Origin of the sequence: uncultured Nitrospira sp. (assembly GCA_902500695.1) — a bacterium.
Taxonomy (GTDB): domain Bacteria; phylum Nitrospirota; class Nitrospiria; order Nitrospirales; family UBA8639; genus Nitrospira_E.
This window is the reverse complement of the sequence record CABVRQ010000016.1, coordinates 1-21,572: the sequence shown is the minus strand read 5'-3', so window position 1 is coordinate 21,572 and position 21,572 is coordinate 1. Positions and strand designations below refer to the sequence as shown.

The 21,572-nt window shown below is 53.1% G+C and carries 12 protein-coding genes; 9 read left to right on the top strand and 3 right to left on the bottom strand.

The window, feature by feature from the left end; genetic code table 11:
* Positions 1 to 397: 397 nt before the first annotated feature.
* The 5 genes from AAH187_RS06175 to lipA all read left to right on the top strand — a co-directional run bounded on the left by AAH187_RS06175 (position 398) and on the right by lipA (position 13,625).
* Positions 398 to 6,259, top strand: coding sequence for a DUF4347 domain-containing protein (locus tag AAH187_RS06175; RefSeq protein ID WP_342347566.1), 5,862 nt, complete (start codon positions 398 to 400; stop codon positions 6,257 to 6,259).
* Positions 6,256 to 8,802, top strand: coding sequence for an ATP-binding protein (locus tag AAH187_RS06170; protein WP_342347565.1), 2,547 nt, complete (start codon positions 6,256 to 6,258; stop codon positions 8,800 to 8,802). Before AAH187_RS06175 ends, AAH187_RS06170 begins: the two co-directional genes overlap by 4 nt.
* Before the next feature lie 231 nt (positions 8,803 to 9,033).
* Positions 9,034 to 10,866 carry an EAL domain-containing protein gene (locus AAH187_RS06165; protein ID WP_342347564.1) on the top strand — a complete coding sequence of 611 codons (1,833 nt, stop codon included), beginning with the start codon at positions 9,034 to 9,036 and terminating at the stop codon, positions 10,864 to 10,866.
* A gap of 395 nt (positions 10,867 to 11,261) precedes the next feature.
* Entirely contained in the window at positions 11,262 to 12,494 is a 1,233-nt protein-coding gene (locus tag AAH187_RS06160; RefSeq protein WP_342347563.1) for an HDOD domain-containing protein, read from the top strand.
* Positions 12,495 to 12,710: 216 nt separating this feature from the next.
* Positions 12,711 to 13,625, top strand: coding sequence for a lipoyl synthase (lipA, locus tag AAH187_RS06155; RefSeq protein ID WP_342347562.1), 915 nt, complete (start codon positions 12,711 to 12,713; stop codon positions 13,623 to 13,625).
* 461 nt (positions 13,626 to 14,086) lie between these two features.
* On the opposite strand, the gene AAH187_RS06150 is transcribed toward lipA, so the two are convergent.
* Positions 14,087 to 14,428, bottom strand: a complete 342-nt coding sequence (locus tag AAH187_RS06150) for a hypothetical protein (RefSeq protein WP_342347561.1) — start codon at positions 14,426 to 14,428, stop codon at positions 14,087 to 14,089.
* A 393-nt stretch (positions 14,429 to 14,821) separates the two neighbouring features.
* Positions 14,822 to 15,508 carry a Spy/CpxP family protein refolding chaperone gene (locus AAH187_RS06145; RefSeq protein ID WP_342347560.1) on the bottom strand — a complete coding sequence of 229 codons (687 nt, stop codon included), beginning with the start codon at positions 15,506 to 15,508 and terminating at the stop codon, positions 14,822 to 14,824.
* A gap of 121 nt (positions 15,509 to 15,629) precedes the next feature.
* On the opposite strand from AAH187_RS06145, the gene AAH187_RS06140 reads away from it, so the two are divergent.
* The 4 genes from AAH187_RS06140 (at position 15,630) to AAH187_RS06125 (ending at position 20,597) form a co-directional block, all read left to right on the top strand.
* Positions 15,630 to 16,775 carry a citrate synthase gene (locus AAH187_RS06140; RefSeq protein ID WP_342347559.1) on the top strand — a complete coding sequence of 382 codons (1,146 nt, stop codon included), beginning with the start codon at positions 15,630 to 15,632 and terminating at the stop codon, positions 16,773 to 16,775.
* 69 nt (positions 16,776 to 16,844) lie between these two features.
* A complete protein-coding gene (locus AAH187_RS06135; RefSeq protein WP_342347558.1) occupies positions 16,845 to 18,560 on the top strand; it encodes an FAD-binding protein in 1,716 nt (571 codons plus the stop codon).
* Between the two features lie 113 nt (positions 18,561 to 18,673).
* Positions 18,674 to 19,630, top strand: coding sequence for a succinate dehydrogenase iron-sulfur subunit (gene sdhB, locus AAH187_RS06130; protein ID WP_342347557.1), 957 nt, complete (start codon positions 18,674 to 18,676; stop codon positions 19,628 to 19,630).
* A gap of 82 nt (positions 19,631 to 19,712) precedes the next feature.
* Positions 19,713 to 20,597: a CoB--CoM heterodisulfide reductase iron-sulfur subunit B family protein gene (locus tag AAH187_RS06125; RefSeq protein ID WP_342347556.1), complete on the top strand. Its 885-nt coding sequence runs from the start codon at positions 19,713 to 19,715 to the stop codon at positions 20,595 to 20,597.
* Between the two features lie 37 nt (positions 20,598 to 20,634).
* On the opposite strand, the gene AAH187_RS06120 is transcribed toward AAH187_RS06125, so the two are convergent.
* On the bottom strand, positions 20,635 to 21,572 hold a 938-nt coding region (locus AAH187_RS06120; RefSeq protein WP_342347555.1), incomplete at its 5' end, for a DUF2891 family protein.

Below are 21,572 nucleotides of genomic sequence, written 5' to 3'. Positions count from 1 at the left end.
CTGTTTTGTTCTCGTTGAGTCAAGCGTTGTGTTCCAAGTGGTCTGTTCTGAACATGGAACAAGATCCAGTTCGATCCATCCGTCTCCCCACCTTCCTACGTATCCTGAACATTCCCGATAGCCGGCAAAAATGATCCGGGTAAATTTTTCCGCATGAAGTCCAGTAATAATGCAAATGGCCGAAAAGAAAGAGAAAGTTATTTTTCGATTTTTGAGGAATAAAGACTAAATAGGGAGAGAGAATGGACCAGGCAAAACTTGCCGTTCTCAGGGCAAAACGTCAATCCGACGACAAAAATACGTTCAGCTCTTCAAGTGAACCGGTATCACAGAGACTCATGCATTTGGAACCACACACGTGGGCGACTAAGCACACGGGGTGGAGGTGCCCAAGGGTATGAAAGCGCTATTGGCTCTCGAACCAAGAATTCTCTTTGATGGAGCCGCCCTTTCCACGGGGGCAGAAGTGGCTCAAGATCAGACCGCTCAAAATCAAACTATGTCGGATACCGATGGTCATGCAGACACGAACTCCGATGCCGTCATGGACACTGACGGTGAAGCCGATTGGGCCTCCAATTTCTCGCTTATCGCCCCCACTCCAGCCAATCGTCGGGAAATTGTCTTCATCGATACGCGGGTCGAGGATTACCAGATCCTCATGAAAGGAATTAATCCTGCAGCAGAAGTCATTCTGCTGGATGGGAGACGAGACGGGATTGAACAAATTGCGGAAATTCTTGGCGAACGAACCGACATTGATGCCATTCATCTGATAGCCGAAGGGGATGTCGCCGAGTTACATCTTGGGACCACCTTCCTCACCCAAGAGACTATCAGTGGAAAATATGCGGACCTCTTGGCCCAAATAGGACAAAGTTTGTCTGCTGAGGCCGACTTGCTGATCTACGGCTGTACCTTTGGCCGTGGTCAGGCCGGCCTATCGACCATACAAACCTTAGCCGAACTGACAGGCGCTGATATTGCCGCAAGCACCGACCGGACCGGGCACGTCAGCGAATATGCCAATTGGAATTTAGAGGCCTCCACTGGTTTTATTGAAACGTCTATCGTCATTGGCGAAACCACACAAGCAGCCTGGGAAGGCGTCCTAGCCACATTTACGGTAACCAATACTAACGATTCAGGTGCCGGATCACTGCGTCAAGCCATCATCGACGCCAATGCCGCACCCGGAACCGACACGATCGTCATTCCGACCGGAACCTATGTTTTGACCACCGGAAAGCTGGAAATCGATGACAATGTGATCATCACCGGAGCCGGCGCAGCCACCACCATCCTCGATGGCAACGCGAATGAACGGGTATTTGAGACCAAAGGAAGCAGTACGACCACCATGAGCGGGGTCACGATTCAAAACGGCCGGGAAAGTAATAATGGGGCCGGGATCTTGGTCGACAACTCCAGCATTCTGAATCTCAGCGACGCTGTCCTGACCAATAACGACGGTACGGGGAGCGAAGGTGGTGCCTTCCACGTGCATGGCACCCTGAATCTCAACCGGGTCCTCATTGCGAATAACCTGGCGGATAAAGGCGCGGGCATTTATTTTCATGGTGCCGATGGAGGAACCCTGACCAACGTGACGTTCAGCGGGAATACGGCTGTCGATGAAGGGGGCGGTGTGTGGACGGATACTCCCATTACAGTGATCAATTCCACGTTCACACTCAACAATGCCAATGACGCGGGCGGTATGTATTCCAACGGTGCGCTCGTTCAAATTTCCAATACCATTGTCGGCGGCAACACGGCCACGACTGCGAATGATGATGTCCTGGGCAATTTCAGCAGCAGCGGCTACAACCTGATTGAAGTCGTTGGTGGAGCGACCGGTTTTGGTAGCGACCTCACCGGTGTGAGCGCCAATCTGGATGTTTTGGCCGACAACGGCGGGTTGACCCGGACACATGCCCTGTTAGCCGGCAGCCCGGCACTCAACGCGGGCACACCAATCGGAGCGCCTGCGGTCGATCAACGGGGACTCACTCGTGATGCGGCACCGGACATCGGAGCGTACGAATACAAATCCTCAGCCTTTGTCTCCAGGAATGAATTCATGGTCAATGCGGCTTCCGGAAACGATGAGCAGACCAGCGGCCCCGTGCGGGGAGCTGAACGGGCCGTCGATATCGCGCCCAACGGCGATTACGTGGTGGTGTGGACCAATGGAACCTCCAACGACAAGGTGTATGCCAAGGTGTTGGACGCCAGCGGCAATGAGAAGGTCGCACAGTTTCAAGTGAACATCGGCGGAGGAACCAACAATTGGACCGACGTGGCCGTGGACGATAGTGGAAATTTTATTGTGGCCTGGAACCAGGGCAACGATATATTCATGCGCCGCTTTCAGGCCAACGGCACCGCCGTTGACGCCGGGGATGTGATTGTCAACACGGGCACCGCCAATACCCAGCAAAACTCTTCCGTGAACATGAACGACGCCGGTGATTTCGTGATCGCCTGGGAAGGCGACGGCGGCGGCAACGAAGGCATCTTTGTTCGGAAGGGCAGCTTTGCCGGTGGATTAGTTGGCAGCGATATTACGGTGAATACCGCAGCGGCCGCCAAAGATCCGTCCGTGGGCATTGACGATTCAGGGAACTTTGTCGTCGTCTGGGATAACGGCAGCGATGTGTTTTTTCAACTCTACAACAGCGCCGGTGTTCCCCAGAACAGCGGTCAAGTTGACGTGCTCTTACAGCTCAGTGCCGGTGCCGCCGCAGTGGATATGAGTGGCGACGGCCGGTTTACCGTGGCCTACCACGCGACTCTTTTGAGTGTGGATGTGTACGTGAGGCAATTTGATGCCTCCGGCAATCCGCTCTTCACGCCAAAAATCGTGAATACCTCGTTTCTAGGCACTCAGACGAATCCCTCCGTTACCATGGATGATATCGGTGAGTTCATCGTTGTATGGGAGGGTGCCGGAGATCGGCCCGGACAGAATGATACCGCCGGTGTCTTCGGCCAGAAATTCAACGCCAGTGGTCAAAAAATCGGTGTCGAGTTTTTGATTAATCAAATCACCGCCAACGTGCAGGACCGCGCCTCTGTAGCCATGCTGGACCGTGATAACTTTGTCGCCGTGTGGACCGGCAGCGACGGGGCCCAAACCGATATTTTTGCGCGCCAGTACGGGGCGACCACCTCACCGACTCTTGATCTGGATACCAATGACAGTTCCGGAGCCACAGGCAACGATTATGCTTTCACCTTTAGCGAGGGTGACGGCCCCACGGCGATTGCCGACAACGACACCAACCTTGCGGATGTGGATAGCACGACCTTCGCCTACGTGACCGTGTCTCTCAGTGGCCTCCAGGATGGCAATGCGGAAGTCCTGATCCTCGACGGGGATACCTTGGCTCTGGCCACCGATACCCCAGGCCAGGATACCACCGGCGGCAACTACCATGTGCGGGTATCCACGTCAGCGGGCACAGCCATTGTGACGATCATCAAGCAGGGGGGCGGGATATTTAGTGAGGTCGAAACGGAAACGCTCATCAAAGCTATTCAATACCAGCACACGGATACGGACGCACCATCTGATGGTGACCGGTTGATCGAGGTGAAGGTGAATGACGGCACGACCGACAGTGCCGCCGCCCGCACGACGATTAACATAGATCCTGGAAATGACCAGCCTGCCTTCGGGGGTCTGGACAACACGCCCACCTTCACTGAAGGCGGTGCCGCGGTGGTGCTCGACAGCAATGCCACGATCGCCGACGCTGAACTGGATGCCGCCAATGATTACAACAACGCCACACTCACCTTGACCCGTAACGCCGGCGCCAATGCCGACGATGTGTTCGCCAACAGCGGCACCCTCAATACCTTGACGGAAAGCGGCAGTCTGGTTCTTGGCGGCACGACCATCGGCACCGTCACCACCAACAGCGGGGGCACGCTGGTCTTGACCTTCAACGGGAATGCCACCACGGCCCTGGTCAACAGTGCACTCCAGCAGATCACCTATGCCAACAACAGCAGCACGCCGCCCGCCAGCGTGCAGGTTGACTTTGTGATTAACGACAGCAACTCTGGCAGCCAAGGCAGCGGCGGAGCGCTGAGCAATACGGGATCCATTACCGTCACCATCAATGCGGTCAATGATCCTCCAACCTTGGATCTGGATGCCGACGACAGTTCCGGCGCCACGGTCAACAACTATACCATCACGTTCACTGAAGGGGGCGGGCCGATTGGCATCGCCGATAGTGACACGGATCTGTTGGATGTGGACAGCACCACATTCGCCTATGTGAAATTGGGCGTGAGCGGTCTGCTGAACGGTAATACCGAGACGCTCCTGCTCGACGGCAATACCTTTACCCTGGCCACCGCCGTGGCCGGACAGGACACCGCCGGCGGGAACTATCATGTTTTGCTCGCCACCGGGGCCGGAACAGCCACGGTCACGATTACCAAACAAGGTGGCGGGACGTTTACAGAGGTCGAGACAGAAACGTTGATCAAGGCGATTCAGTACCAGCACACGGATACGAACGCGCCCACCGATGGAGACCGATTAATCGACGTGTATGTTAACGACGGCACGGCAGACGGTGCCGCTGCCCGCACGACGATCAACGTCAATCCCGTCAATGATCCCCCGGTAACCGTGGGGGACGGTTTTATCGTTAATGAAGGGGCGACCAACCGGCTGAACCTTTCCAACAATGATAGCGATCCCGATGACGGGTTGGATCTGACCAGCATCACCATTGTCTCCGCCCCCACCAATGGCACCATCGATCGCATCAATGGTGATGGAACGGTGGATTATACTCATAATGGCTCCGAAACCCTCTCCGACAGTTTCACCTATACAATCCGGGATCTCTCCGGCCTCACTTCGAATACTGTCACGGTGGACTTGACCGTCACTCCGGTCAACGATGCGCCCATAGGGGTGGCCGACAGCTTTACCGTCACTGAAGGGGCGACCAACCGGCTGAACCTTTCCAACAATGATAGCGATCCCGATGACGGGTTGGATCTGACCAGCATCACCATTGTCTCCGCCCCCACCAATGGCACCATCGATCGCATCAATGGCGATGGAACGGTGGATTACACGCATGACGGCTCGGAAACCCTCACCGATAGCTTCACGTATACGATCCGGGATCTCTCCGGCCTCACTTCGAATACTGTCACGGTGAGCTTGACCGTCACTCCGGTCAACGATGCGCCGATCATTACTTCGAATGGAGGCGGTGCCAACGCCAATATATCCGTCATCACCGGCACCACCGGCGTCACCGATGTCGATGCCATCGATGCCGAAGGCGCGACACCGATCTATAGCATTGTCGGGGGCGCCGATGGGGCGCTCTTTAGCATCGATCCCACGACCGGGATCCTCACTTTCATCACGGCTCCCGATTTTCAGACACCAGGCGATGTGGGTGGCGACAACATCTATGACGTGATCGTCCAGGCCTCCGACGGCACCGCCATCGATACGCAGGCCATTGCCGTCACCGTGACCCAAGCCAATGTTCCGCCGCAAATTTTCATTCCACCGCCGCCGGACTCTTCGCCTTCACCCGATCCCCCCCCAAGAGATGCCGGCGAAGAGACTTCGGGGGACCAGGCGCCAGGCAATGGGGGCAGTCTTGATCCCGGCACGCCAGGGAATTTCCCTGACGGCGGACAGGGTTCCACGATCACTGGGGCCAAAGTTTCGGTTACCGAGAATACTCTGGGACGACACGAATTGCCGGCTAAGCAAGAGGATGCAGAACGCACGGGCATCGTGGAGATGATGAGTGACATCTGGGATGTGCTCAGGAAACCCATTGACATGACAACCTTCAAGGATGAAATTCGGTCATTACTGCACAGATCAGGGTTCCTTCAGGACCTGGATCGTGTCCGCGACGATGTTCAAGATGTCGCGTCAACCGAAAAAACCTATTTGGCATCCAGCATTGCGGTGTCCACCGGGATGTCTATTGGTTATGTCATGTGGCTCCTTCGTAGTGGGGTCCTGCTCACGGCCCTGCTCTCGTCGGTGCCGGCCTGGCAGTTTGTGAATCCCCTGTTGGTGCTCGATGCGGCGGCAAAGAAAAAGCGACAAAGAGGGCAGAAGGACGTAGAAGGTGATTCAGTGGAGTCCCTGTTTGAGAAACCCTCGGCAATGGCCGATACCAATGAGATAAAGGGCGGTCTTTTAGCCAAGACACGGAAGTTTTTCCATCTCCGGCACACCGAGATATGAAAAGATTCTCACTTTCAACAAAATCCCGTCTGGCCATTGGCCAGGTCAGTCTCCTTGTCAGTGTGCTGCTGACCGCGAGCTTGTTTGGTCTGTTGCCGGACCGCACAGGAGCGATTCGCCAGGGACGTGCGGCCTTAGCCGAGTCCATCGCCGCCAATGGCTCAATCCTGATCACCCAGGAGGATGTTGACCGCCTGGAGGGGATTTTGCAATTGGTCGTGGACCGTAATGCAGACCTGTTGTCTGCAGGATTGCGAATGGAATCGGGGCTTCGGCTTGTGACCATCGGGAACCATGAGCAACATTGGCGTGACGACAATTCGGACTATTCTTCTAATACCCAGGTGACGGTCGCTATTTGGGAAGGGGAAGATAAATGGGGGCAGGTTGAACTGCGATTCACACCGGTAAATGACAAAGGCTGGATGGGGTTTATCACCGGGCAACAGACACAACTGCTGCTGTTCGTGGCCCTGATGTGTTTTATCGGCTTTTATCTGTATTTGGGGAAAATGTTGAAACAACTCGATCCCTCGGAGGCTGTTCCTGAACGTGTGCGATCCGCTCTGGATACGATGGCAGAAGGACTCCTGGTGCTCGACAACACAGGGCAAATCATGCTCGCCAATCGCGCCTTTGCCTCCTTGTTGAGCACGACGCCTGAGGCGCTCTTAGGCCGGCCGGCCGGAGCGTTTCCGTGGTCTGACATCGAAGGCCATCCATTGGCACCGGGGACACACCCCTGGCATGTCGCATTGAATTCGGGAGAGGCTCAAAAGAACGAACGCGTCCGGTTGACTCTGCCCGACGACACACGGCTGACGTTCATGATTAATTGCTCTCCTATCCTTGGCAGCGGAGCCAAAAATGTCGGGGTCCTGGTCAGCTTTGACGACGTGACGCAATTGGAAGAAGCCGAAATCGAGTTACTGAAGTCCAAAGAGGAGGCCGTTGCGGCCAATCAGGCCAAAAGCGCCTTCCTGGCCAATATGAGTCATGAGATCCGCACGCCTATGAATGCGATCCTGGGTTTCACGGAATTGCTCAAACGTGGCTTCGGACGTGACTCCGTTGAAACCCATAAACACCTCGAGATCATCCATTCCAGCGGGAAACATTTGCTTGACCTCATCAACGATATTTTGGATCTCTCGAAGGTCGAGTCGGGTCGTTTTGAGATCGAACGGGTACGATTCAATCCCTATCTCGTGATCATGGATGTCGTCAGGGTCCTGGGTGTCAGGGCTCACGAGAAAGGCATCCAACTCAACCTCAAGATACCGGATGACGTCCCGGAAACCATTATCGGCGACCCGGGCCGGATGCGTCAGATTGTCACCAACCTCGTGGGAAACGCGGTGAAATTCACTGAGCGCGGCATGGTCACGGTGACCGCGCACGCCAAGCATGTGGCGGGAGACCTGCTCCAATTTCATATCGATATCGCAGACACCGGCATCGGAATGAATCCAGAAGCCACTCGCCGTATTTTTGAAGATTTTGTTCAGGCCGATGCGTCGGTGACCAGAAAGTTCGGTGGAACCGGCCTTGGATTATCTATCAGCCGCAAGTTCGCACGCGCCTTGGGTGGGGATATCACGGTAGAAAGTCAGCCGGGAGTCGGCAGTGTGTTCAGGATCACACTGGATGCCGGCAGTGCGTTGAAGATGGCCTGGGTGAAACCGGAACAGGCCCTAGCTGTCGTCGATTCCGCCATGGTGCAGGCACACACCAACTGGGCCTTTCCGTCGGCAAGGATCCTCGTCGTGGACGATGGCCCTGAAAACCGCGAATTCGTGAAGGTGGTCCTGGAGGATTATGGTCTGACCATCGACGAAGCGGGTAATGGTCGCATAGGTGTGGAAATGGCCACGGCCGCCGATTACGACATCATTCTCATGGACGTGCAGATGCCTGAGATGGACGGGTTCACCGCCACTCGCACCTTACGCGACAGAGGGCTGCAGATCCCCATTCTCGCGCTCACCGCCAACGCCATGAAGGGCTTCGAGCAGGAGTTATTTGATGCCGGATATTCCGACTACCTGACCAAACCCGTCGACATCGATCGTTTCCTAGCAAAATTGGCCCAGTTGCTCCACGCTCAACCCGTAGGTGAATCGTCAAGGAAATCCATCATGCCCGGGCCCCCGCAACAGCAAACCTCACAAGCGGAGGATTCCTCACCCATTGTTTCCAAGTTAGGGGGGACCAATCCGAAATTCGCCAACGTGATTGCACGTTTTGTAGGACGCCTGGACGAACAACTGCACGCGATGGATGCCGCCTATTCCAATCGGGATATGGAGGCCTTGGCTAAGCTGGCTCATTGGCTCAAGGGCGCGGGTGGCACCGTGGGGTTCGATGTGTTGACCAAGCCGGCGGTAGACCTGGAAACCGCGGCCAAAACTACCGAACTGGCAGCCATCGAACGGCACCTTCACCACCTTCACCATTTGGCGGCACGCATAGGTCATGGGAATCGGGGCACACCAGAGCCAGTGGAAGTGGGAAGGCCCTCTGCACGCAAGCCTGTCGGTTAACGCTCCGCACCCCTTTCCATCGTACGGGACCACCCCTACTAACCTTCCAGCTCAACGGATGTCAGCGAGCTTGGAGGTGTCCATCCACAATCGGCCTCCATTTTTTCTTCATTTGTACCTTATTTACTTAATTTTCACTTTAAATCGACCGAAAAACCTGTAAACAAGCCTAAGAAGCGCCTTGGACTGACCCTGGGATACCGACATTTCAAGATTTGAAATTATCGCGACATGGAAACAGAACAGGCAGATCAGAGAATACTCCAATCAGAAAATAGCGACGGGTTACTTTTGGCTAAACCCGTTCTCAAGGAATTGGGGTGCGATGAAACCTCGCTGACTCAGGCCACGATCATGATGGTCGACGATGAGGCGACGACGATGGAGATTATGCGCGCCTATCTAGAGGATGCTGATTATCAGCACTTTGTGCTCGTGGAGGATTCCTCCCTGGCCATGGAACTCATTGAAGAGCATCGACCGGATATTCTGTTGCTTGATCTGATGATGCCGAACGTCCCAGGATTCGAAATCCTGCAGCAGGTGAGGAACCATCCCAAGCTGAAACATCTTCCTGTTATTATCCTGACTTCTTCTTCCGACGCAGAGACTAAACTTCAGGCCCTCGACCGGGGTGCCACAGATTTTCTGTCCAAGCCGGTCGATCCCAGTGAATTGAAACTCCGGGTTCGCAACACCCTCGCTGCCCGCGCCTATCAGAACCAACTTGCCTACTACGATGCCTTGACGAAATTGCCGAACCGGAGTTTGTTTCTTGACCGATTGGCATGGTTTATACAGCGAGCGGAACGCCATCACGAAAACCTGGTGTTGTTGCATATCACACTCAATCAGTTTAAGAGGCTCTCCAATACCTTCGGCCCGGAAATCTCAGATCAGCTCATCACGCAGATCGCGGAGCGAATGAGTTCATGCATGCGCCGATCGGATGTGTTCGGGCGAGGAATACCTGATTCGAGTGAATTGGATAGCCTGTTTCGCGTGGATGGGGATGAATTCTCGTTATTGTGTCCGACGATGGCTCATGCCGAACATGCGACGAAGTTAGCATCTCGTATTCTGAAGGTCATGGAATCTCCATTCAATGCCAATGGAACCGAGGTCTACATTTTTCCAAGTATCGGTATTGCAAGTTTTCCTGCCGATGCCGAAGATTTGACCACCCTCATCCAATGCGCCGTTGGGGCGAGCGCCCAGGCCAACTTTCATGGGAAGGGAGGTTTCAATTTTTATTCGAGCGAATTGAATTCTCAGAGCCTGGAACGCCTGCGAATGGAGGCAGACTTGCGCCATGCCATCGAGGGAGACCAACTGCTGTTGTATTATCAGCCGAAGGTTGAGGTGAAGAGCGGGCAGATCATCGGAGTCGAAGCGCTGGTTCGATGGCAGAAGCCGGACGGCACGCTCATATTTCCGGATCAATTCATTCCCTTAGCCGAGGAGACCGGCCTGATCATCCCTTTGGGTGAATGGGTGCTCAAAGAAGCCTGTGCACAACTGGCGCGCTGGCAGGCCGAGGGAATATGGATTCAGGTCGCGGTGAATGTCTCGGCGAAACAATTCAATGACGGCTATCTAGTGCATTTGGTGAGGGAGACCCTAGAGAGCAAGGGGGTCGATGCAAAGCATTTGACACTCGAGCTGACGGAAAGCCTGTTAATGGGAAACGCTGAGCAGGCTGTGGAGACCTTGAACCACCTGATGGCCTTGGGGCCAAAGATCTCTATGGATGACTTCGGGACAGGCTACTCCTCTCTTAGTTATTTGAAACGTTTTCCCATTCATGAGTTAAAGATCGACCGCTCCTTTCTGATTGATATTACCCATAACCCTGAAGCCAGGGCCTTGGTCTCCGCCATGATTTATTTGGCGCATGAGTTTTCCCTGACCGTCGTCGCGGAAGGGGTGGAAAATCAGGAGCAACTCGATCTTCTCACTACCCTGAAATGCGACCATTACCAGGGTTATTTCTTTAGCCGACCTATCAGGGTTGAGGCCCTGGCTCCGATGCTCCATGTAGGAGGCCCTTCAGGTAAGGCATAAACCACCTCGCCGAAAAATTCGAAGATTCTCTCGTAATCGACTCCCCTTCTCTCCGACACCACATCCTGTTGTAACCTTTCAGAGATTCGCAAACACCTGACGAAAAATGCCTGGAACATCATAGGTTCAACAACCTGAACGAACGGAAAATCCTCGGATCCTTGACCACGCGGCTCACACAAATGAGTTGTTCCAAGTCCGACCAGCCTCCTTCCACTTTCTTTCCTGGACTTGGATGCATTTGTAAGATTTCTCAATTCTTTCCTGTGAAATGCCGACAATATTGACAGGAGACCCCTAGCAGCGTGGAAATCGCAAATGAGAATAATCGGTATCACCACAGACATGCTCTCCTTCGCTATACACATCACAGCTCCTAATCTTCGCCTCTAGCCATGAACACCGGCATTGCCAATTTCGGGAATATCTTCGTCGGTCGCCAGCCAATTTTAGGCCCGAATCTGAAGACCATTGGCTATGAGGTGTTATATCGAAACTGTGAATCCGACTCAGCAATTATCCATAATGAAGAAATCGCCACAGCCCAGGTCCTCTTAAATACCTACCTCGATATTGGCCTGGAACATGTGGTGGGAACCCACCTGGCTTTTTTGAATATTCCCAACCAATTTTTATTAGACAGACATTGTGAGGCTCTCCCGAAACACCGCGTGGTCTTGGAAATATTGGAGACGGTGGAACCCACCCAACGAGTCATTGAAGCCATCGCCTCCCTCTCTCAGCAAGGCTATACCATTGCCTTGGATGATTTTGTGTTCCATGATCGCTTTCGACCGTTTCTGGAATTAGCCGATATTGTGAAAATCGATGTCTTAGGAAAAACCTCCGAACAATTACGACACGAGACGCGACAGCTCCAAGATTACCGCGCACGCCTTCTCGCCGAAAAAGTTGAAACACGAGAGACCTTCGAGGCCTGCAAACAACTTGGGATGTTCTATTTTCAAGGGTTCTTCTTTTATCGCCCTGATATTATTCGCGGGCGTGAAATTCCTGGAAACCGTATAGCTCTCCTGGAATTATTAGGGAAAATTCAGGACCAGAATATTTCCTTTGAATGTCTGGTCGAATTTATCAGAAACGATCTGTCCTTGAGCTACAAGATTCTCCGATATGTAAATTCGGCCTCTGTCGGACTTCCCAGGCGCGTGGAGTCCATTGAGCAAGCCGCCTGTATGGTCGGCATCGACCGGATTCGTACCTGGGCCTCCCTCATTGTGATGGCCACCGGGAAAGACCAGCCCATGGAAATGCTGGTGATCGCCCTGGTGCGAGCGAAAATGTGTGAGAGATTAGGACAGCAACTTGGCGCCGATACTCCAGAAAAGTATTTCACCATGGGCCTTCTTTCGGTCCTGGAAGCCTTGTACGGATCTTCCATGGAAAAACTGGTCGGCACCCTTCCGCTCCCGGACGACATTCTTGAAGCCTTAATCCTGGAGAAGGGAGCAATGGGAGCGGCGTTGAGCAGCGTAAAAGCCTACGAGAAAGGCGAGTGGTTGCAACTCAAAACACTCCAACTCTCTCCTGGCACGATTCGAGAATTTTATGTGGAAGCCATTGATTGGGCCAACCATTTCTCTCCCATGATTGATGAGCCCGCATGACAGTCTGACCAGGCGGCCCATCTGTTATCCTTTCGCTAACTCCAGCTCTCATAGCTTACAAGGCTCCCCACGCTCATTTAGGCTCTAGCAAATCTTTTCGAGAAAGTAGGCATCCCTATACCCACGTGTTAGAATAGGACATTGCTGTTTGGTGCGTCTCCCACTCAAGGCCACCTCCGGAGACAATCATCGCTTACGATAGACTCGAAGGCGCTCATGACATTTATCCCTACTTCAGAAATTACTCACGTCTCTTCTTCCGCAAAGCCCTCACGAAGAAGAAACCTTCCCTCCTGGTTCAAAGTCCGTTTCCGGCCGGGACCCCATTACCAGGAAATCCGTCAACTGATGGATACCCATCACCTGCATACCATTTGTGAAGAAGCACGATGCCCGAATATATGGGAATGTTGGAATAATCGGACGGCCACGTTTCTCATTCTTGGAGATATTTGCACCAGGCGTTGCCATTACTGCTCGGTGACCACGGGACGCCCGTCTGCAGTGGACCGGGAAGAGCCTCAGCGGGTGGCGGATGCCGTCAAACTCCTAAAACTCCGGCATGCAGTGGTCACCTCGGTCAATCGTGACGATCTCCCCGATGGAGGGGCCGCACTGTTTGCGGAGACCATTCAACGAATCCGACATGAAAATCCGGCATGCACCGTCGAAGTGTTGATCCCTGATTTTCAGGGCAAGCAGACTGATCTGGAAAGAGTGATGCAGGCCAAGCCGGATATTTTGAACCATAATATTGAGAGCGTCCCTCGCCTATTCCCCTCAATTCGACCACAGGGGAAATACCAGCGATCGCTCAATGTTCTTCAATGGGCCAAAACCATGGGGGGACGAACAAAATCCGGACTAATGGCAGGGTTAGGGGAATCAAACGATGAAATTTTGCAGGTGATGCGTGATCTTCGAGAAGTAGGCTGTGACATTCTGACCATCGGCCAATACCTTCAGCCGACTCTTCAGCATGCGGCGGTTTCGCGATACTATACGCCAGAGGAGTTCGAGGAATTCAAAAAAGAAGGAATGGCCTTAGGATTTCAGCATGTGGAATCGGGCCCGCTTGTTCGGAGTTCATACCACGCCGAAGAACAAACACACGGACGGTCCTGCCCCTAAAACCCATACTCTCTTATGTCCCAAGCCATTCGATCTGCAGGGCTGGCAGCCCTGGTCAGACCGGTTGGTGTATGTTCAACGGGGAAACAGGCTTGTCTGACTTGAATAAAGAGGGATTCTGCTTCTGGGCAAGGGAATCCAAATACACATGTTCGCAAAGGTTCCGCAAGGTGACGAAATCAAAAGCCGTATACTCTTGATAGCACGTTTCACATTTCATCATTGGCCTTCTCTCCAATAATTTGTTAGCATGCACCTATCAACGTAAAATTAGCGGAAGGACGAACACTTCGAACCACACACTGTGACTCCCCCAAGTGACAAAGTGAATAATTCTGAAATGTTCACCCTTCCCGCATTCATAGCATCGTGGAGAATCCTTACATTCCTCCCCGATGCTCTCTTCCTATAACATTCGACCTCATACCTCAGTCCAAGGCAGCGAAATACCGAGCCGCCTGTCATTGAATAATCAACGCATGTCCATCCTGAGCCGAAACCAGGGCATTAATGGGTTGCCCGATTTCTTTTTCCCCATTGGGGAACGCAGTATCTTTCCCCACCTGGATTTTAACCTGTTGTTCGGCTGATGCCCCTTCGATGATAAACATATCTCCCTGGATGGCCTGAAGCTTCCCTTCAACATTCATATACCGTGACGTCGTTGTCGGAGAATTCGTCTGTATTTCCTGTTGAACCTCAGGTGTTTGAGCCAAGGGTTCCCCCTCCATGGCAAAACCCGGCATAACTCCCTGGAAGCCCATCACGAATAATAAGACACTCAATTTAGTAAAGGATTTCATGACAACCTCCCTCCACAACAAATAAATGCGACGAGGTACTTTATCGTGTTGCACTACTCATATATTAAAATAGATAGTGCAAGGCTCATTCCCCACCCTCACATGATTATTTTCATGAACAACATCAAGTGGTTAGAGATCATCCTCCGGCAATGTGCCAAAAGGATCACATCAAGATGTGCAGGCAATCCCCTACAACTTCCCCTAAAACCCTGTAGGGAGATAAATGCAGCATGGGGGATACAGGAAAAACCACAGGTCCCTTCTCCCCTTGGATGAAGGGACCCTTGTGAAGAATGACTTATTCGGGATGCTCATTGACCTCAAACCTCAATACTTACTCGCAGGTCGCAAGAAACGGAAGGAAGTCTCGTTAAGAGGAACCCCCTATGCTCAGGGGTGGTTTTTCTCAACCTTATCATCATGGCCATGAAATTTATCCGGATACTCGCCATGGTGTCCTTCTCCTTCTGGTTTTTCCCCTCCATGATGGGACATCCCCTCCATTTGCGCACGCAGCCGTGATCGGAATTGCTCATATTGTTCAGGGGACAACACCTCTTTGACCTTCAGAAGAACCTCAACACGATACATCATCATCTTTTTTTGCAACAGGCTAATTTCATCGACCTTGGCGGCAATCGCGGCCATATCCGTTTTCTTCGCATCCGTGAACATCCCCAAATCCACCATGGCAACCCGTAAATCGGCCCCATTCTGAATCATGGTCTTCCGGTACTCCAGCTCGAGCGGATGCAACTGATTCACCTGTTCATCGGAAAGTCCCAACAGCTCCTTCATGGCCAATGTTGAAAGACCGCCATGCCGCCCCATACCCTCATGATCGTCATGACCATAGCCCATTCCCGCATGAGGCTGCTTCCCATGTGGATTGTGATCACTCCCGGAGTCAGCTCCTGCCAAGCTCCCCGTCCCCCCCGTGACCAGAGCCACCAATCCCACGACCATCATGAAGTTTTTGACACCCTGCATACTCAAATCCCCTTTCTTGAAATTAAAATTTAAACCAAACGAGAACTCATGAGATACGACTTTCTCACAGTCAACACTTCGGGTCATCCTGATTTTCCAAGAATAAGTATAGCAAATCTTCGAGGAAAGTTGGGGTGGAGATCACGAGCACGGTATACTAAATTACTCGCAAACGTACGGATGTGACATCTAAGAAAGAGAAGGTGACATGGAAGATTATTTACCAGGCCTGGCAGGAGTTCCTGCGGCGAAATCAACCATCAGTTATGTGGATGGGGTACAGGGGATTCTGGAATATCGCGGTATCCCCATTGAGGAGCTTGCGATCCGAAGCAGCTTCACCGAAACGGCGTTTTTATTATTGTTCAACCGGCTTCCCACTCAAACGGAACTGGCCCAGTTTCACGAAGATCTCACACACCATCGACGGATTAAATATCGCATTACTGATCTCCTGAAATGCCTCCCCGAACACGGACACCCGATGGATGCCCTGCAGGCGGCCGTGGCGGCCTTGGGCATGTTTTATCCGGTGCCGGATGTCCGGGATGACGCCACCCGGTATTGGACCGCCGTCCGCCTCATCGCCAAACTCCCCACCATCGTCGCAGCGTTTGCCCGCCTGCGCCATGGTGATGAGCAGATCCAACCACGCGACGACCTTTCCTTGGCCGAAAACTTTTTATACATGCTCACCGAAAAAGTCCCTTCCCCGGACATGGCCAGGATGTTTGACATCTGCTTGATTCTCCATGCCGAGCACACGATGAACGCCTCGACGTTTAGCGGACTGGTGACGGCCTCCACCCTGGCCGATCCGTTTACAGTGATCGCCTCAGCCATTGGAACATTAGAAGGCCCGTTGCATGGCGGCGCCAATGAGGCCGTCATTCACATGCTGGAGGAGATTGGAACTATTGAGGCCATTCCTGCATATCTGGACCACAAATTTTCGATGAAGCAAAAAATTATGGGGTTCGGACATCGGATTTATAAGGTCAAGGACCCTCGCGCCACCGTATTACAAGAATTTGCTCAACAATTGGATTCCCGACCGAACGGCAATTCCTTATTTTCTCTTGCCAGGGCGGTTGAGCAGGAAATGGAACAACGAGTGGGCCCCAAAGGCATTCGGCCCAACGTAGATTTTTACTCCGGCATCATTTACCATCGGATGGGCATTGAAACTGATTTATTTACTCCTGTCTTTGCCATGGCGAGGGTGGCCGGGTGGTTAGCGCACTGTTTTGAACAATATCAGGATAATCACTTGTTCCGGCCTGACCAGATTTATGAGGGCCCACGCCATCGTACTTATCAATCAGTGGAGACACGTGAGACCTTATCCACCTAGTCGGGCCACGAACCCGGCCGACGTCATCATTGCCCGAATCCCCGTGCCACGCATCTTTACTTGAGAAGGATGACCTCTTCATTTTCCTATGATGTGCTCGTCATTGGTGCCGGTCTGGCCGGGATGCGGGCGGCTATTGCCGCGCATAACCAAGGGGCTTCTGTCGCTCTTCTGACGAAAGTCCATCCCGTGCGTAGTCATTCCAATGCCGCTCAAGGCGGTATTAACGCCGCCCTGACCGACCGGGGGGACCACTGGGAAGACCATGCCTTCGAAACGGTGAAAGGCAGTGATTATCTGAGCGACCAGGACGCCGTTGAGGTTCTCGCTCAAGAAGCCGGCCAGGATATTATTACCTTGGAACATATGGGGGTCATCTTTAACCGCAATGAGGAAGGCCACCTCGGTACGCGCCGATTCGGTGGACAAAAACGCGCACGAACCTTTTTTGTGTCCGACTTTACCGGACAGGCAATGCTTCACGTGCTGTATGAACAAACTATGCAGGCTCAAATCCCCGTCTATGAAGAATGGTTTGTGACCTCCCTCGTGAAAGACGACCAGGGACGGTGTGCCGGCGTGGTGGCCTTTGAAATTCGAACAGGAACATTCGCGCTATTTCGAGCCAAAGCCGTCATCATGGCCACAGGCGGCTTAGGGCGGGTGTACGAACCCAGCACCAATGCTTTGATTTGTACAGGTGATGGCATGGCCGTGGCCTACCGGGCCGGGGCCCCATTAATGGATATGGAAATGGTGCAATATCACCCGACGACGCTAAAGGGGAAGGGCCTCTTGATTACGGAAGCCGCCAGGGGAGAAGGGGCCTATCTTCTCAACAGCAAGGGCGAGCGCTTCATGGAACGTTATGCGCCCAATATGCTGGAGCTGGCTTCGCGGGATGTCGTCTCCCGGGCGGAACAAATTGAAATTAATGAAGGGCGTGGCATCAAAGGCTGCGTCCTGCTCGACTGCCGGCATTTGGGACGGGCCTTTCTTCAGGATCGTCTGGGACAAATCTACGCCGAAGCCAAAACATTTGCGAATATCGATTTAGCCGAAGAGCCGTTACCCATCCGGCCGGGCATGCATTACCAAATGGGGGGCATCAAAACCGATACTGAAGGCCGATGTTGGGATGTCCAGGACCAATGGGCCGGCGTGCCGGGCCTCTTCGCGGCAGGAGAAACCGCCTGCGTGAGCCTACATGGGGGCAACCGGCTGGGGGCCAACTCGCTGTTGGACACCGTGGTGTTTGGCCGACGGGCAGGAGCATGTGCCGCGGAATATGCCAACACGATCCCTCCTCCCACCATTCCGGAAAGCGCCATGGAGGCAGACAAACACCTGGTGGCCGGCATCGTGTCACGGAAAGGACCGGGAGAACGAGCGGCCGCATTGCGCCTGGAGATGGGCACCACCATGAACCGGTATGTATCAGTCTTTCGCGAAGAGGAAGGTATGGAGACGGCCCTTCACCATATCACTACACTCAAGAGACGTTGGCCCGACCTCACTATTCAGGATAAAGGGCAGGTGTTTAATACCGGATTAATCGCGGCACTGGAACTGGGGTTTATGTTGGACTGCGCAGAAGCCATTATTGTTGGTGCCCTCACCAGACAGGAAAGCCGCGGAGCCCATTTCCGGACGGATTTTCTTGACCGGGATGACGAACACTGGCTCAAACATGTGTTGCTGTATCATCGGCCCGATAATCCTCCCCAAGTCGAGTATCTACCGGTGCGGATCACCCAATGGCAACCTCAAATCCGCGTCTATTAATGGAGTCAAAAGGCCTATTATGGGTCCTTTTAACCGGGCACGGACCACAAGTCACCCCCTAACGGCTTAAAGGAGATATACTGGAAGCACAAGCCAAGGAATCACCCCCACTGATGCACACCACACTTCGCATACGCCGCTTTAATCCTGAACACGATCGCCCCTCCTCGTATTATCAGGAATATGATCTGGAAATCGATCCTTCCGACAGTATCCTCGATGGGCTCATTAAAATTCGGGAAACCATTGATGACTCCTTAACACTCCGTTGTTCCTGTCGCGGAGCCATTTGCGGATCTTGCGGCATGCGCATTAACGGACACGCCACACTGGCATGTAAAACCAAAATGATTTCAATGGCCTCGGAAGGGGGAACAATTCAGGTTGAACCCATGAATAACATGCCGGTCATTAAAGATCTGGTCACCGACATGGCGCCATTCTGGTCAAAGATTCGACAGATTCAGCCGTGGCTCCAACCACAAGGGCTGCCTCCCACGGCCGAATACACCGCCTCGCCGGAGTCCATGAGCCACCTCTCCGGAGTCATGAGCTGCATCATGTGTGGCGTCTGCGTCTCCGACTGCACAGTTCTGGAGGTCGACAAAACTTTCGTCGGGCCTGCCGCCCTGGCGAAAGCCTATCGGTTCGTCGCCGACCCACGGGATGCCGCGACTTCCCAACGCCTAACCTCCCTCAATCAGCCTGGCGGCATGTGGGATTGCACCCGATGTATGGAATGTATTCAGGTCTGCCCCAAAGGGGTCGGACCGATGGACCGAATCATGGCGTTGCGGGCAAAAGGTCTGGCGGAAAAAGTTCCATCAACCTGCGGTTCCCGCCATGCCGAAGTCTTTACCGATATTATTAAGCATAAAGGCATTCTGGACGAACCTATGCTGGCGATCAGAACCTTCGGCCTTAAAAATATTGGCAGATTACTCGCCATGATCCCCATGGTCATTCAATCGGTATTCAAAGGCAAAGTGCCCCCATCAGGTCCGCTTCACCGTCCGATCCCGGGCATCCAACACATTCAACGGCTCTTTAAACAGGTCAGGATTAAATGATGAAGTCCGCACTGACAACATCCATTCCCGGGCATTTACCTTTTCTTCACGGTATAGGAAGAAAACAAGAAGGGGGAAAGCGATGAAATACGCCTTCTTTCCCGGTTGCGTCTCCAAGGGGGCATGCCCCGAACTGTATCAATCTGTCATGCAGGTCTATCCCAAACTAGGAATCGAACTCGCAGAAATGACGACCGCCTCCTGTACCGGTGCGGGTGTGTTGCAGGAAAAAGACCTGCGGCTGGGCGATGCGCTGAACGCCCGCACCTTTGCGCTGGCGGAACAACAAGGCCTCCCCATCATGACCATTTGTAGTACCTGCCAGGGCGTGATGAGCCAAGCCAACCATCGTCTCACCACTCAACCACACTACCTCCAGGAAATTAACGGCTTGCTCCGGGAAGAAGGATTAACCTATCGGGGAACAACCACGATCAAACATTTTCTCTGGATTCTCTTGGAAGACGTGGGCGAGGAGACATTGCGACAACATATCACCCGTCCGTTATCCGGTCTTCGTGCCGCGCCATTTTATGGATGCTATATTCAACGGCCGACCGATGCGCTCGAATTCGACCGGCACCCTGATCGGGGAAAATCTCTTGAACGGATCATCGAAATTTTAGGGGCGGAAGTTGTGGATTTTCCAGGAAAAACCCGATGCTGCGGGTTTCCCATTTTGACCATTAATGAAAAAAACTCCCTCACCATGGTTGCCACGCATACGCGGGATGCCAAATCACACGGAGCCGATATCATGGTCACCCCCTGCCCGCTCTGCCATCTCAACCTCGACGGCATGCAGACCAATGCCGCCAGCCAGGAACAGACTTCCATTGATCTCCCGATTCTCCATCTTCCGCAACTGCTGGGCCTCGCCATGGGGTTGGATACCAAGAGCCTCGGATTACAACGTAACCTCATTTCTCCTGAATCAGCACTGGCAAAAATTGGTTGTGGATTGTAACCGTAGATTTCTTGTTATTTAGAAAAGAACCGCTGTTTTAGATCGGCGCCTCATCCAAGCTTAACGCAATCGCATAAATACCGAATTGGGGCACCCAATGCCCGTGTTTTCGGTAGTCATCCCGCCAATACTGCGGCATCTCCATATGCGTCGCAATATGATGGACGTACAAGTCACGAAATGCCAAGTTCTGAGTAGATTGGAAAAGCGTCCAGAATGCCCAAGCCCGGCTAAAGTTGAGTCCTGCGGAATGTGGCGTGGGGGCTGAGGGGATCGGTTCCATGGAAAGGCCGTCTGGACAAAATGACTCAAACCATCGCCAAGATTCTTCTTGGGGAAGGATCGTAAAAATGGTTCTAGTCCGTTGCAGAGAGGCCGCAAAAAACTCATTCGTCACCTTGTCATATGAAGGAGGCAAGGTCTCATCAAGAAGGACAACCCACATCCGTGTAAACCTAAGAAGCTTTTCGATTAAAACGTGGTCAGCCTTCCATTGACTCCAATTCCACAAATTCAGCAAGGCCCATGACAAATTGCCATAGTCCCTCTGTTTCAAATGACAAATAACCTCTCCAGCCGGAAGAGAAAAAATCCATTCTTCCAACTTTGTGGAAATTTCCGCCGCCAACGGTAACAAATCTCCATTCCCCCACCCCTGCTCCCGTTCTAAGGCTAGTTTCAAAAACCAGGAACAGCCATAGGGTACTTCATGATTGAGATCCCCGTTCCGGAGTGAGGCCAGTTCCGCCTCCAAACCATCACGCGTCAGTGCCGTATCGACAATTTCAGCCCAACGATGTTGTCCGGTCAGTCGCGCCGCCGTTAATAACGCGTAGGCGCCATGGACACTGGAATGCCAATCGATACACCCACAGAATGTCGGATGCGTCGTATCCCGCCGGATAAAACTCTGTTCCACCGTCTCAGCCAAGGATTTTACATAGTCCAGCCGAGCCCCGCAAAATGCCTTCCACG

What these genes read in the sequence shown, in the direction of transcription:
- AAH187_RS06175 (WP_342347566.1), top strand. Translation starts at nt 398, where the DNA reads ATGAAAGCGCTATTGGCTCTCGAACCAAGAATTCTCTTTGATGGAGCC.
- AAH187_RS06170 (WP_342347565.1), top strand. Translation starts at nt 6,256, where the DNA reads ATGAAAAGATTCTCACTTTCAACAAAATCCCGTCTGGCCATTGGCCAG.
- AAH187_RS06165 (WP_342347564.1), top strand. Translation starts at nt 9,034, where the DNA reads ATGGAAACAGAACAGGCAGATCAGAGAATACTCCAATCAGAAAATAGC.
- AAH187_RS06160 (WP_342347563.1), top strand. Translation starts at nt 11,262, where the DNA reads ATGAACACCGGCATTGCCAATTTCGGGAATATCTTCGTCGGTCGCCAG.
- lipA (WP_342347562.1), top strand. Translation starts at nt 12,711, where the DNA reads ATGACATTTATCCCTACTTCAGAAATTACTCACGTCTCTTCTTCCGCA.
- AAH187_RS06150 (WP_342347561.1), bottom strand. Translation starts at nt 14,428, where the DNA reads ATGAAATCCTTTACTAAATTGAGTGTCTTATTATTCGTGATGGGCTTC.
- AAH187_RS06145 (WP_342347560.1), bottom strand. Translation starts at nt 15,508, where the DNA reads ATGACCCGAAGTGTTGACTGTGAGAAAGTCGTATCTCATGAGTTCTCG.
- AAH187_RS06140 (WP_342347559.1), top strand. Translation starts at nt 15,630, where the DNA reads ATGGAAGATTATTTACCAGGCCTGGCAGGAGTTCCTGCGGCGAAATCA.
- AAH187_RS06135 (WP_342347558.1), top strand. Translation starts at nt 16,845, where the DNA reads ATGACCTCTTCATTTTCCTATGATGTGCTCGTCATTGGTGCCGGTCTG.
- sdhB (WP_342347557.1), top strand. Translation starts at nt 18,674, where the DNA reads ATGCACACCACACTTCGCATACGCCGCTTTAATCCTGAACACGATCGC.
- AAH187_RS06125 (WP_342347556.1), top strand. Translation starts at nt 19,713, where the DNA reads ATGAAATACGCCTTCTTTCCCGGTTGCGTCTCCAAGGGGGCATGCCCC.